The organism is Muriicola sp. SD30 (assembly GCF_041205185.1).
Taxonomy (GTDB): Bacteria; Bacteroidota; Bacteroidia; order Flavobacteriales; family Flavobacteriaceae; genus Muriicola.
The window spans coordinates 151091-164839 of sequence record NZ_JBGEWB010000003.1 but is presented as its reverse complement, the minus strand read 5'-3'; the positions used below and the strand labels follow the sequence as shown (position 1 = coordinate 164839).

General features: G+C 43.8%; 8 protein-coding genes and 1 pseudogene. 8 read left to right on the top strand and 1 reads right to left on the bottom strand.

The window, feature by feature from the left end; all coding sequences use genetic code 11:
* Nucleotides 1-46 precede the first annotated feature (46 nt).
* The 7 genes and pseudogenes from AB8P51_RS09700 (at nucleotide 47) to AB8P51_RS09670 (ending at nucleotide 11523) form a co-directional block, all read left to right on the top strand.
* Nucleotides 47-3874: pseudogene (locus tag AB8P51_RS09700) on the top strand (efflux RND transporter permease subunit).
* Between the two features lies 1 nt (nucleotide 3875).
* A complete protein-coding gene (locus AB8P51_RS09695) occupies nucleotides 3876-5117 on the top strand; it encodes a TolC family protein (RefSeq protein WP_369748632.1) in 1242 nt (413 codons plus the stop codon).
* Between the two features lies 1 nt (nucleotide 5118).
* On the top strand, nucleotides 5119-6903 hold the full coding sequence (locus tag AB8P51_RS09690; RefSeq protein WP_369748631.1) for an efflux RND transporter periplasmic adaptor subunit: 1785 nt from the start codon (nucleotides 5119-5121) through the stop codon (nucleotides 6901-6903).
* Between the two features lie 65 nt (nucleotides 6904-6968).
* Nucleotides 6969-7508: a DUF3347 domain-containing protein gene (locus AB8P51_RS09685; protein ID WP_369748630.1), complete on the top strand. Its 540-nt coding sequence runs from the start codon at nucleotides 6969-6971 to the stop codon at nucleotides 7506-7508.
* A gap of 3 nt (nucleotides 7509-7511) precedes the next feature.
* Nucleotides 7512-10010: a heavy metal translocating P-type ATPase gene (locus AB8P51_RS09680; protein WP_369748629.1), complete on the top strand. Its 2499-nt coding sequence runs from the start codon at nucleotides 7512-7514 to the stop codon at nucleotides 10008-10010.
* Nucleotides 10011-10014: 4 nt separating this feature from the next.
* Nucleotides 10015-10722, top strand: a complete 708-nt coding sequence (locus AB8P51_RS09675) for a PepSY domain-containing protein (RefSeq protein ID WP_369748628.1) — start codon at nucleotides 10015-10017, stop codon at nucleotides 10720-10722.
* Nucleotides 10723-10755: 33 nt separating this feature from the next.
* On the top strand, nucleotides 10756-11523 hold the full coding sequence (locus tag AB8P51_RS09670; RefSeq protein WP_369748627.1) for an exodeoxyribonuclease III: 768 nt from the start codon (nucleotides 10756-10758) through the stop codon (nucleotides 11521-11523).
* A gap of 1 nt (nucleotide 11524) precedes the next feature.
* Here AB8P51_RS09670 and AB8P51_RS09665 read toward each other — a convergent pair whose 3' ends face one another.
* Complete coding sequence (locus tag AB8P51_RS09665) at nucleotides 11525-12223, bottom strand: hypothetical protein (RefSeq protein ID WP_369748626.1); 699 nt, start codon at nucleotides 12221-12223, stop codon at nucleotides 11525-11527.
* 188 nt (nucleotides 12224-12411) lie between these two features.
* Here AB8P51_RS09665 and AB8P51_RS09660 point away from each other — a divergent pair, with 188 nt between their 5' ends.
* Entirely contained in the window at nucleotides 12412-13734 is a 1323-nt protein-coding gene (locus AB8P51_RS09660; RefSeq protein ID WP_369748625.1) for a Gfo/Idh/MocA family protein, read from the top strand.
* Nucleotides 13735-13749 lie beyond the last annotated feature (15 nt).

The window sequence follows — 13749 nt, the reverse complement described above, 5'->3', positions numbered from 1 at the left end:
CGCGATATTGAAGTTTCACTGGAGATTCAATACCCACACTTAAATTATGTTGAATAGAACTATAAAATACTTTTTAGAGAACAAACTGGTAAATGTTCTTTTGCTGATAACCCTTACCACATGGGGTATTATCACCTCACCCTTTAACTGGGATACGGGATTTTTACCTGAAGACCCTGTACCTGTTGATGCCATTCCCGATATTGGCGAGAATCAGCAAATTGTCCTTACACAGTGGCCCGGAAGATCACCCCAGGATATAGAGGATCAGATATCCTATCCCATGACCACTTATTTACTCGGAATCCCGGGGGTAAAGACCATCCGGAGTTCTTCCATGTTCGGGTTTTCGAGTATATACATCATTTTTGACGAAGACACCGAGTTTTACTGGTCGCGCTCACGAATCCTTGAAAAATTAAATGCGCTGCCGGCAGGTATCCTCCCCGAAGGCGTCACTCCAGTATTAGGTCCGGATGCCACCGCTCTGGGTCAGGTTTACTGGTATACCCTGGAAGGGCGGGACAAGGATAACAATCCAACGGGCGGTTGGGATCTCCAGGAAATCAGAAGCGTACAGGATTTTTATGTAAAATATGGCCTTAGTGCTGTAGAAGGGGTATCAGAAGTAGCCTCAATAGGTGGTTTTGTACAGGAATATCAGATCGATGTAAATCCCGATGCCCTAAAAGCGTATAATATTCCCCTGTACCGTGTGATGCAGGCGGTAAAAAACTCCAATAAAGATGTAGGTGCAAAGACTATTGAGATCAACCAGGCCGAATATCTTGTAAGGGGACTGGGGTATATCAAAAACACATCCGATATAGAAAAAGCGGTTGTGGCCGTACAGAATAACGTCCCTGTTCGTATCAAGGACATAGGGGTAGTTAGCCTGGGACCTTCCACACGCAGAGGGGTGCTCGATAAAGGAGGGACAGAAGTTGCAGGGGGTGTGGTAGTTGCTCGGTATGGTTCTAACCCTTTGGCAGTTATCAATAACGTCAAGGAAAAAATAAAGGAAATTGCCCCCGGCCTTCCTAAAAAAACACTGGCAAATGGGGTTGAAAGTCAATTGACCATAGTTCCCTTTTATGATCGGACACAACTCATACAGGAGACAATCGGTACTCTTGAGAATGCTCTGTCTCATGAAATTTTGATCAGTATCATCGTTGTCCTTGTCCTGGTTCTTAATTTAAGGGCATCGCTTATCATTTCCGGACTCCTACCTATAGGTGTACTGATGACATTTATCGTCATGCGATACTCAGGTGTGGATGCCAACGTGGTAGCCCTTTCCGGAATTGCCATCGCAATCGGGGTGATGGTTGATGTAGGTATTGTCTTTGTGGAAAACATCATTCGTCATCTGGAGATGCCTGAAAATAAAGGGGTGAAGGGAAAAGAGTTGATGCAGCTCATTTACAAGGCTACGGTAGAGGTTGCCTCAGCGATCACGACAGCCCTTGCGACCACGGTGGTTAGTTTTATTCCTGTTTTTGCCATGGAATCGGCAGAAGGAAAGCTCTTTAAGCCTCTGGCATTTACCAAAACGTTTGCCCTCCTCAGCGCTTTTATCCTCGGGATTGTGGTATTGCCGGCCCTGGCCCATTTTGTTTTTGGAATCAACTACAACAAACAGAGAGTAAGACGATTCTGGTCTGTTCTACTCATAGTGTCGGGAATCCTTTTTTCGATTTACTTTTCCATGTTTCTGCCCATTGCACTTACATTGATAGGCATTAATAACCTTCTCGAACCCAGGTGGCCCGAGAAGTATAAGGCGTATCCCACCTATATCAATCTAGGTCTCACTATTTTTATCGCTTCCTTTTTCCTGTCGGAAGAATGGTTGCCACTTGGGCCTCAGAATGGAACGATCATCAATTTCATCTTTGTGCTGTTCCTCATCGGAATCATCCTGGCAGCCCTGCTAGCGATCGTCCATTTCTACGAAACCGTTTTAAAGTGGTGCCTGGAGAATAAAGGGAAGTTTATGCTTATTCCGGCAGTCACTCTTTTCTTTGGCTTGCTGGTCTGGCTTGGCTTTAATTCCACCTTTGGTTTTATGGCGAAAGGACTGGAATCCATCGGCTGGAAAAATGTGCGACAGACTTCTGGCTGGACAGCAGCTTCAGAACTGTTTCCCGGCATCGGATCTGAATTTATGCCTTCCCTCGACGAGGGCAGTTACCTGCTTATGCCTACTTCTATGCCTCATTCTGGGATAGAATACAACCGGAAGGTAGTTGGGCAAATCGATATGCTGGTGGGGAATATTCCCGAGGTAGATATGGTAGTTGGCAAGCTGGGGCGCGCTGAGACTGCATAGGATCCGGCTCCTATCTCCATGTTTGAGAATATCATCAATTACAAACCCGAATTTATCCTGAATGAAGAGGGGAGACGGGTTAGGTTTAAAGTAGACAGGAAAGATCGGTTTATTACTGTAAATCAGGACAGCCTCACTAACGAAGAGGCTCTGGCTAAAGGTATTTCCCGGGAGGATCTGCTTGCAGATGAGAATGGTAAATTCTACAGGAACTGGCGACCTCATATTAAATCACCAGACGATATCTGGGATGAGATCGTAAAGGTTACCAGGATACCAGGAGTGACGTCAGCTCCTAAATTGCAGCCCATTGAAACCAGGCTGGTTATGTTGCAGACGGGGATGCGCGCTCCGATGGGAATTAAAGTGTACGGCCCTGACCTGAAGTCGATAGAGGCCTTCGGGATGCAGCTTGAATCCATTTTAAAGGAAGTCCCTTCTGTAAAAAAGGAAGCAGTTTTTGCTGATCGCATCGTAGGTAAGCCTTATCTGCATTTAAATATCAATCGGGATGAAATATCTAGGTACGGCCTTACTATCGAAGATGTGCAGCAAAGTATTGAAACAGCCATTGGTGGGATGAAAATCACCTCTACGGTTGAAGGAAGGGAAAGATTACCGGTACGGGTGAGATATCCAAGGGAGCTGAGGGATAACCCTGAAGCCCTGCGTAAAATATTGATACCAACTCCGGTTGGCGCCCAGATTCCGCTTTCTCAGCTGGTTGAATTTGAATATGTGAGGGGGCCACAGGCGATCAAAAGCGAAAACACCTTTTTGGTAGGATATGTACTGTTTGATAAAAAGGACGGTTTTGCCGAAGTCACTGTAGTAGAGGATGCCCAAAAAACTATTCAACAAAAAATTGATACAGGAGAGTTAATGGTACCGGCCGGGATCAGCTATAAGTTCTCTGGGAGTTATGAAAATCAGATCCGGGCTGTGAGCAGACTGGCCATTGTTATTCCGATCAGTCTGATTATTATTTTCCTACTCCTCTTTTTCCAGTTTAAAACGGTGATTGCCTCCTCCATCCATTTTTCAGGGGTATTTGTGGCCTTTGCCGGCGGGTTTATTATGTTGTGGTTATACGGACAGGACTGGTTCTTAAATTTCTCTGTATCGGGAGTGAATATGAGAGATCTGTTTCAAATGCAGACCATCAACCTGAGTGTGGCTGTATGGGTTGGATTTATTGCCCTGTTTGGAATTGCCACTGATGATGGTGTAATCATGGGAACCTATATTCATCAGGTCTTTGAAGAAAAAGATCCAAAAACGATACCAGCCGTAAGGGCTGCTGTACTTGAAGCCGGAAAGAAAAGGGTTCGGCCCGCTATGATGACGGCCGCGGTGGCTATAATAGCCTTACTCCCGGTGCTTACTTCAACGGGCAAGGGAGCCGATATTATGATCCCTATGGCGATACCCACTTTTGGGGGAATGGCCATTCAGATTATGACCATGTTTGTTGTACCCGTACTTCAGGCGTTCTGGAGGGAGACCGTGATTAAAAATCAAACTAAAAAAATAGCATAAAATGAAGCAGGTTATCATCGTATTCTTCATCTTGTTCGCTACCGGCCTGAAGGCGCAGACCCTGGACGATTATTTTAAAATCGCCTCAGAGAACAATCCGGGCCTGTTAGCTCAGCACAGGGAATTTGAAGCTGCATTACAGCAGGTAACTCAGATTAGCAGCCTGCCTGATCCCTCGCTTTCAGTTAGTGCCTTCGGGCAAATGGTGGAAACCCGTGTGGGGCCTCAGCAGGCCCGCTTTTCACTATCACAGATGTTTCCGTGGTTTGGTACGCTGAAAGCCCAGGGCGATGCCGCCAGTCTGATGGCGGAATCAAAATACCAAGATTATCGGAACTCAAAGAACAGACTGTACTATGAACTTTCTAAGGTTTATTACCCCTTGTATGAACTCCGGGAATTAAGTAAGCTGGAGGAAAGAAATGTAGAAATACTTGAATCTTTTAAGACGGTATCCAATTCCAAATTTAAAAATGGAAATGGGACCCTGGTGGATGTTCTGCGGGTCGACATCATGTTAAAAGAGGCAAAGACCAAGCTGAGCATTCTCAAGAAGAAAGAAAAGCCATTACAGGAAAGCTTCAACGCCTTGTTAAACCGTAATGAAAAAGACCCAATTATAATAGTCGATTCTCTGTCTCTTGAACCCCTACCTATAGATTCCTTACACGATTCTATTAACCCGGTACATCCACTGGTATATGCAGAGGAATTAAGGGTCAAAGCAGGGGAGGCATCAGAACAGGTGGCACTAAAGAAAGGTCTGCCTAATCTGGGTATTGGTCTGGATTATATCATGGTTGGAAACCGTACCGATTTGCCTGCAGGTGCCGTTGTCCCTTCAGATAACGGTAAGGATGCCATCATGCCAATGTTGACTGTAAGCCTTCCAATCTTCAGGGGGAAATACAAGGCAGCGGTTAAAGAAGCGCAATTAATGCAGGAGAGCTATGCGTATAGAAAGGTGGAAGTTATAAATACCCTTCAAGCCGAATACGAACAGGTTTTATATGAGATCAGTGAACAGTCTGATCTGATCAACCTTTATGAGGAACAGCGCAATGAATCGGAACAGATACTCAACCTGCTCCTCTCATCCTACGGCAACTCGGGAAAGGATTTTGAAGAAGTACTAAGGATGCAGCAGCAAATTTTAAATTTTGATAAATCAAAAGTCAGTGCTTTAACTCAATACACTATTGCGAAGGCAAAACTGGAATACATCACAGCTAAAAGATTTTAAGATGAAAACTGAAACAAAAAAAATAATAGGCATCGCAGCGATAACTCTCATTATCGGTCTGGCACTGGGAGCTGTTTTCTTCGGAGGCTCTGAGAAAGGTATGGCAGAGGAACATCTCCATGAAGGTGAGATGGCAGAAGAAACAATATGGACCTGCTCCATGCATCCTCAGATAAGACAAAATGAAGCGGGAAATTGCCCGATCTGCGGAATGGAACTGATTCCCGTTGAAAACGGCGACGGAATCGAATCCGATCCCGCGGCAATACACATGTCGCAGACAGCTATGCAGATCGCCAGTGTTTCTACTGAAATTGTCGGGAAGGCCAAACCGGTAAAGCTTTTACGTATCAATGGGAAAGTACAACCCGATGAACGCCAGGTTTATTCTCAATCGACACATATTCCCGGCCGTATCGAGAGACTGGCAGTAAATTTCACAGGGGAATATGTCAACCGGGGCCAGGTACTGGCAACTGTTTATTCCCCTGAACTTGTCAATGCACAGGAAGAGCTCTTTGAGGCCAGAAAAATTGCCGGAACCCAGCCTATACTTTTTGAATCAGCCAAGGAAAAACTCAGAAACTGGAAACTTTCAGACAGACAAGTTGAACAAATACTCGAATCAGGGAAAATACGTGATGAATTGCCCATACTCGCCGATATTTCGGGTTATGTAACTGAGAAAAACATCAACCTGGGCGATTACGTAAACAGGGGACAGGTCATCTATCAAATTGCCAATCTCAAAAAAGTATGGATTTTACTGGATATTTACGAATCAGACATGGCCTGGGTAAAGAAAGGCGATGAAGTTTCTCTATCTGTTCAATCCCTTCCGGGAGAGAACTTCACAAGTAGAATTTCTTTTATCGATCCCGTACTGGATCCTATGACACGGGTGGCAAAAGCTAGAGTTGAGGTTGATAATAGCGACCTGAGGTTGAAACCTGAAATGTTTGTGTCTGCTGAGCTAAAAGCAAAGTTACCTGTACAATCAGATGCGGTAATCATCCCTAAATCGGCAGTAATGTGGACCGGGGAACGTTCGGTTGTGTATGTTAAGAACAAAACTTCAGACGGGGTGGATTTTAAAATGAGGATCGTGACTCTTGGTCCTGCTCTGGGGAATGGTTTTGTTATAAAAGACGGACTTCAGGCTGGAGAGGAAATAGCCGTTAATGGCACCTTCAGCATTGATGCTGCTGCCCAATTAGCCGGAAAACCCAGTATGATGAATCCCGAAGGCGGTCCTGCAATGACAGGCCACAACCATGGCGGTACGGGTATACAAAATGATTTACAATCTTCAATCACAAACGAAATAGAGTCCTATGCTATAGGTCAGGAGGCCAAGGCAGCCCTTGTTACCATTTTTGGGGATTACCTGGCGATAAAAGATGCGTTGGTGAACGATGATCTTGAAAAAGCTAAAAATACCGGTTCGAGATTTATCAAGAATATAGAAAGTATAAAAATGTCATTATTCACGGGAGAAGCTCAGCAAGTCTGGTTAAATCAGAGCGGTGAAATTAAAAAAGCCCTGGAACATATTCCACATATGAAGACGCTCGATGAGATCAGAAAGTCTTTCGAAAAGGTGTCAATCCATATGATATACATCGAAAGGGTATTTAATGCCAATTCAGAAGCTCTATATATACTTCATTGCCCCATGGCTAATAACAACAAGGGTGCAGATTGGCTCAGTTCTTCAAAGGAGATAAGAAACCCTTATTACGGAGACGCCATGCTCACTTGTGGGAGTGTTAGTGGAGAATTGTAAGAATGCTGTATTATCTAATAAACGTCAACAAATATTTTAAGTCTAATCTTTTATAATTAATGAATATGAAAACACTAAAGAAAACGAATATGTTAGCCTTTGTACTTACAGTGCTGGTATTTTCATGTAAAGAAAATAAAACATCAAATGTTGATAATAGCAGTGAAAAGGAAAGGATGAAGGTTTTTGCAAAGGAGGATTCCAAAATCACTTTCAACAGTTCAGATGCCGGGGATATTTTTGAGAGATATATCGAACTACGGAATGCTTTGATCGAATCTGATGCTGACAAAGCCTCAAAAGTGGCCATGGAGTTTGATTCCATTGAGGGAGGAGATTACGGAAAAATTAATGAGGTTGCTTTATTGATCGGTGCTTCTGATGAATTGGAATCACAGCGCCTCCTCTTTTCGGAGCTTACAACACTCCTTGAGCCTGTTATAAAGGACCAGCTGGCGGGTGGAGCTGTGTACAAACAGTATTGTCCAATGGCATTTAACAATGATGGCGCATCCTGGTTATCTTCAGAATCTGTGATCAGGAATCCTTATTTTGGATCTAAAATGCTTAACTGCGGTAAGATCACAGAAACTTATACCCAGTAAGAAATGAAACACACCTATCACGTACAGGGAATGACCTGCAATGGTTGCAGGAAGCATGTGGAGGAAATACTCTCAGAGGTTGAAGGAGTTGATAAGGCAAATGTGGATCTGGAAAAAGCTACTGCGACCCTGGAAATGGAGGCCCATGTTCCATTCGAAAAACTTCAACATGCCCTTGAAGAAGACGGTGGCCGATACAGCATACATAAACACAAAACAGATGCCCCGGTCGCAAAAGAAGAAAAAAGCCCCCAGGGTAAAGGAACAGGTACTTTCTATTGCCCCATGCATTGTGAGGGGGATAAAACCTATGATGCCCCCGGAGATTGCCCTGTATGTGGGATGGCACTGGTAGAGGAACAGAGTATATCGACCACGTCCGGAACTACATACACCTGTCCTATGCATCCCGAGGTAGTACGTGATGAACCCGGAAGCTGTCCTATCTGTGGGATGGACCTGGTAGCTGTAGAACCGGATCTGTCTGCGGAGGAAAAATCATATAAGGCCTTGCTGAGGAAATTTTGGATCTCCGTTTTGTTTACACTGCCAATTTTTCTGATTGCTATGTCAGAAATGATTGAAAACAACCCCCTGTATAGTATCCTATCACAGAATAGCTGGAACTGGGTTCAGTTTGCGCTATCGCTGCCGGTGGTTTTTTATACCACATGGATGTTTTTTGAACGGGCATACCGCAGTATTAAGACAATGAACCTCAATATGTTTACACTCATTGGTATTGGTGCGGGGGTCGCATGGTTGTTTAGTGTGTTCGGGCTGTTTTTTCCTGATTTTTTCCCCTCTCAGTTTAAGACTGAGACCGGAAGTGTTCATGTGTATTTTGAGGCTGCCACCGTTATTCTGACCCTGGTTTTATTGGGGCAGGTCCTGGAAGCCAGGGCACATAGTAAAACGAACTCTGCCGTAAAGGAATTGCTGAAACTGGCACCGAATAAAGCAATTCGTGTTAAAGATGGAAAAGAAGAGGAAGTAGCCATAGATAAAATTCAATTAGGTGATATTCTGAGAGTAAAACCTGGTGGTAAGATTCCGGTTGACGGTGTCGTTACCGAAGGCGAAACCTCTGTTGACGAATCGATGATAACCGGGGAGCCAATCCCTGTTAGTAAAAGCAAAGGAGAGAAGGTGACAAGCGGGACCATAAATGGGAATCAGTCTTTTCTGATGAAGGCTGAAAAAATTGGTTCAGATACCCTTCTGTCCCAGATTATACAAATGGTAAATGAAGCGAGCAGGAGTAAGGCTCCTATTCAAAATCTGGCCGACCAGGTATCCGGATATTTTGTTCCGATTGTAGTATTAATTTCGATAATTACATATGTGGTATGGGCTATCTGGGGTCCTGAACCCGCTCAGGTTTATGCCCTTATTAATGCAATCGCGGTTCTAATTATCGCCTGTCCCTGTGCCCTTGGCCTGGCTACCCCCATGTCTGTTATGGTGGGGATTGGTAAAGGCGCACAGAACGGCATCCTGATCAAGAATGCTGAAGGCCTGGAGAAGATGAACAAGGTCAATATTCTTATCGTTGATAAAACAGGGACAATCACGGAAGGTAAGCCTTCAGTAGAATCCTTTAATGCGACGAGTTCTTTATTTTCTGAGCAGGATATTATGCAATACATAGTTTCTTTAAATAAATTAAGTGAGCATCCTTTAGCAGAAGCCACAGTGTCTTTTGGCAAAGAGAAAGGTGTAGAATATCTAAATGTAGACGGATTTAATGCTGTAACCGGGAAAGGGGTTGAAGGAAAGGTAGAAGAGAAAGAACTTGCCCTGGGCAACGAGAAAATGATGGAAATGTCTGGAGGTAAAATTACTCCGGCAATAAAGGACAAGGCCGGTAGCTTTCAAAAACAGGGTAAGACCGTTTCTTATTTATCGATTAATTCTGAGGTTGTTGGCTTTGTAGTCATAGGAGATAAGATTAAGTCGAGCAGTAAGAAAGCAATTAAATCATTGCAACGGCAGGGAGTAGATGTGATTATGCTCACCGGAGATAATCAGGCAACTGCCAGAGCGGTAGCTGATGAACTCGAACTAGCCGATTTTAAAGCCGGTATGCTCCCTGAAGATAAACTCAGGGAAGTTGAAAAACTACAACAAGAAGGAAAAGTGATGGCTATGGCAGGCGATGGGATCAATGATGCCCCGGCACTGGCGAAAAGCGATGTGGGTATTGCCATGGGGACAGGTACCGACGTGGCTATTGAAAGCGCAGCCATTACTCTGGTAAAAGGTGATCTTCAGGGAATCTCCAGAGCCAAAAATTTAAGTAGGACAGTGATGAAAAATATCAAACAAAACCTGTTTTTTGCCATGGTGTATAATACCATCGGGGTACCTGTGGCTGCCGGAGTGCTGTTCCCGTTTTTTGGTATACTTTTATCTCCGATGATTGCCGCTGCCGCTATGAGTTTTAGTTCCGTATCGGTGATAGCCAATGCGCTCCGTCTGCGGACCGCCAAAATAGACTGAGAAGATGGTGAAAAGAAAAACAACACGAAAATTCAGGAAGTTGCATAGATACCTTGGACTTATCCTGGGGATTCAATTCCTTATGTGGACCGTGAGTGGAATTTATTTTAGCTGGACAGATATCGACGAGATACATGGGGATCATTTCAGAAAGGAGAATCACACTCCCATGGCTTTTGACCAGCTGGTAAATCCCGTTTCTTCAGGCGACATAAAAGGAGTCTCATCCCTCGAATTGAGAGAAATAGGGGGCAGGCCTTATTACTGGATCAACAATTCCTATTTGATGGATGCGGAAACAGGGGATATAAAGGGAAAGGTAACTCAGGAGGAGGCTTTGCAGATAGCAGGAAATTATATGTTGCCAGAATTGGAAGTCAAGAGTATTGAGCTACTTGAAGAAGCTGGCAGCCATCACGAATACAGGGGTAAACCCCTTCCCGCCTATGTTATAGCCTATGATACCCCAAAAAATGTTCGGGCCTACGTCTCCATTGCTGACGGGTCATTTCAGACCGTAAGGTACAGGGATTGGCGCTGGTTCGATTTTCTTTGGATGATGCACACTATGGACTACCAGGGCAGGGATGATTTTAATACGCTCCTACTCCGCGTATTTTCTCTTTTCGGTCTTGTTACTATTTTAAGCGGGTTTACATTATTTTACCTAACCTCTCCAACCCTTCAGAAAAAGGCAAGGAAGAAAAATTAATGCCCATAATTAACGATTTAAATCCAATTTTCTATGAAGATTGTTAGCTGGAACGTCAATGGCATCAGGGCCATCGTCAAAAAGAATTTCTTTGAATCCATAAATGAATTCGATGCCGATCTTGTCTGCCTTCAGGAAACAAAGGCCCAGGAAGAGGAAGTGGAAAAGGCATTGAAGCCGCTTGCCAATTACGCCATATTTAGTAATGCAGCCGAGAAAAAAGGATATTCCGGGACCACTATTCTCGCCAGAGAAAAGCCTGAAGAGGTAGTAACAGATATGGGCGTGGCCGAACACGATCAGGAAGGAAGGATCCTTTGTGCGGAGTATGATAAATTCTTTCTGATCAATGTTTATGTGCCAAATGCAGGACAAAAGTTAGACCGACTTGATTATCGTCAGCAGTGGGATGCCGACTTTCTGAAGTATATCCGGGAAAAAGAAAAGACCAAACCCGTGATCGTCTGCGGAGATTTAAATGTAGCCCACAGGGCAATCGACCTGAAAAATGACAAATCGAATTACAACAAGACTGCAGGCTATACTCAGGTGGAAATCGATGGGATGGATGCCTTTATCAATTCAGGTTTGGTTGATGCCTACCGACATTACCATCCAGATACTGAAGCTTATACCTATTGGAGTTATCGGTTTAAGGCCCGGGAGCGCAATGTGGGCTGGCGTATAGATTACTTTCTGTTGAGTTCGTCCCTGATCGACAAGGTAAAAACCGTTGAGATCCTAAATGAACACTACGGATCTGATCATTGTCCTGTGCTCCTGGAAATCGATTTAAAATAATTTATACTTTTTTAAATCGCTCTGTGATCATTTTGAGAACCCTCCTTACCTTCTCCTCTTCTGTGTCAATAATCAAAGAAATTTCGGGAGCTGATTGATTTGCATAGATGTGGAGTTCAAAAATGGTCTTACTTATATGGGGTATCGTACTGTACAGATAACCAAAGAACGCCCGGCGACGAGCTGATATTTGAAAAGCCTCATCTAATTTCAATTTTTCAAGGATGGGTCTCTCTACTATTTCATCCATGTAGATATCCTGGCGATATCGTTTTTCCTGTTTATAGGAAATATCATCGAGCTCTGTATTTAAAATCAGGTCGCCATCCCCATCAGTAGTGAAATCTTCTTTTAGTCGGTTCAATTCCTCATTTAGTAAATCACCAGTACTAACCGGTGTAGATACTGTGGCTTCGAGAACTTTTTTTTCGTCTAGCTTATCTACAGCTATTTTTAAGAGATAATACCTCAGGGCTTTTTCATCCCATTCAGAATCGAATTCGGAAAAAACGGCGAGATACACTTCATCTAAAATACCTTGTGGATCATAGTACCCACGATCTAATTTACCCTCGTTTTCTGCAGCTTTTAAACTCCTTGAGATAAATTCGCGTACCTCAGGCACGTGGGTTTCTATTTTCTTGTAAAAGGCGTAAAAATCTTCCTTTTGTTTATGGGCTTTTAATAATTTGATGATCATGGCTATGGGTATAAAATGAATAATTGAATAAATGACCTGCTTTACAAGCTATTTCTAAATGTAGGCTGATATGCAGAAGAATAAAATGATTTTGATCAGCCTTTAGACATATTTATAATCTCGCTGGTTCGCAAGAATTGAGGCAGAAGTGGTAAAAATTAATTACTTTATGCTAAAATCACCTTGTTATGCATAATCGCAGATCTTTCATCAGAAACCTTGGGGCAGCTACCCTGGCTACTGGGATACCTTTAACTCAACTAAGCGCAAATACAAACTCAACTGCTGATGTCAATGTAAGGGTAGGATTAATTGGCGTAAGAGGCATGGGATGGGCTAACTTAAGCTCGTTTTTAAAGATACCTGGGACCGAATGCGTGGCATTATGTGATGTAGATTCTTCTTTATTGGAAAGCAGAGCCCAGGAACTGGAATCGAACTTTGGAAAGCGGCCTAAGACCTTTAAAGATCACAGGGAATTTCTTAAAGCAAAAGGACTGGATGCTGTGATAATTGGTACTCCTGATCACTGGCATTGTATTCAGATGACAGATGCCTGTGCCGCAGGAAAAGATGTGTATGTTGAAAAACCCATCGCCAATAGCATTACTGAAGCCAATCTGATGGTAGATGCAACGCGAAAATACAATAGGGTAGTGCAGGTAGGGCAATGGCAGCGCAGTGATCCCCATTGGATCGAAGCTCTTAGCTATTTAAAAACTGGTGTATTGGGTAGAATCCGACAAGTGAGAGCCTGGGCTACGGTCAACTATGGGAAGGGCTTCGATGTGGTCCCCGATAGCCCCACGCCTCCGGGGGTAGACTATGACCGATGGCTGGGTCCTGCTCCGTCTCGTCCCTTTAATCAGAATCGTTTCCACGGCTCCTTCAGGTATTTCTGGGATTATGCAGGAGGCTTAATGACCGACTGGGGGGTGCATATGCTCGATATGGTTCTGGCGGGCATGGATGTTAGTTCACCAAAATCAGTCATGGCAATTGGAGGAAAAATGGCCTTCCCGGATAATGCTGCAGAGACTCCGGATACGCTCACCACAGTCTATGATTTTGAAAATTTTAGTTTGATTTGGGATCAATACATGGCCATGGGTACTTCTCCTTACTTAGAAGAATCAGGGGAGCCGGGGGTGGCTTTTATTGGAGAAAATGGCATCCTTGCAATGAACAGGGTAAGCTGGAAGGTTTTGCCCTTTCAGGAAGACGGTAAATACCTGATTGAGGCTTTGCCTCCCAGAAAGAGCTCTGTGAATCCCCTGGATGAACATACTAAGAATTTTTATGATTGTATACGGAGTAGAAAAGACCCTAATTGTACAATTGAGATGGGCAGGGACGCGGCTTTGGTTGCACACCTGGGCAATATCGCTTATCGCAGCGGGAAACGACTGGAATGGGATCCCGCTAAGGGAATTATCTCGAATCATTCTAAAGTGAATTCCTATCTAACACCAAGCTACAGACAACCCTGGAAGCTATGGAATGGCTCTTAATGAATATTAAATATC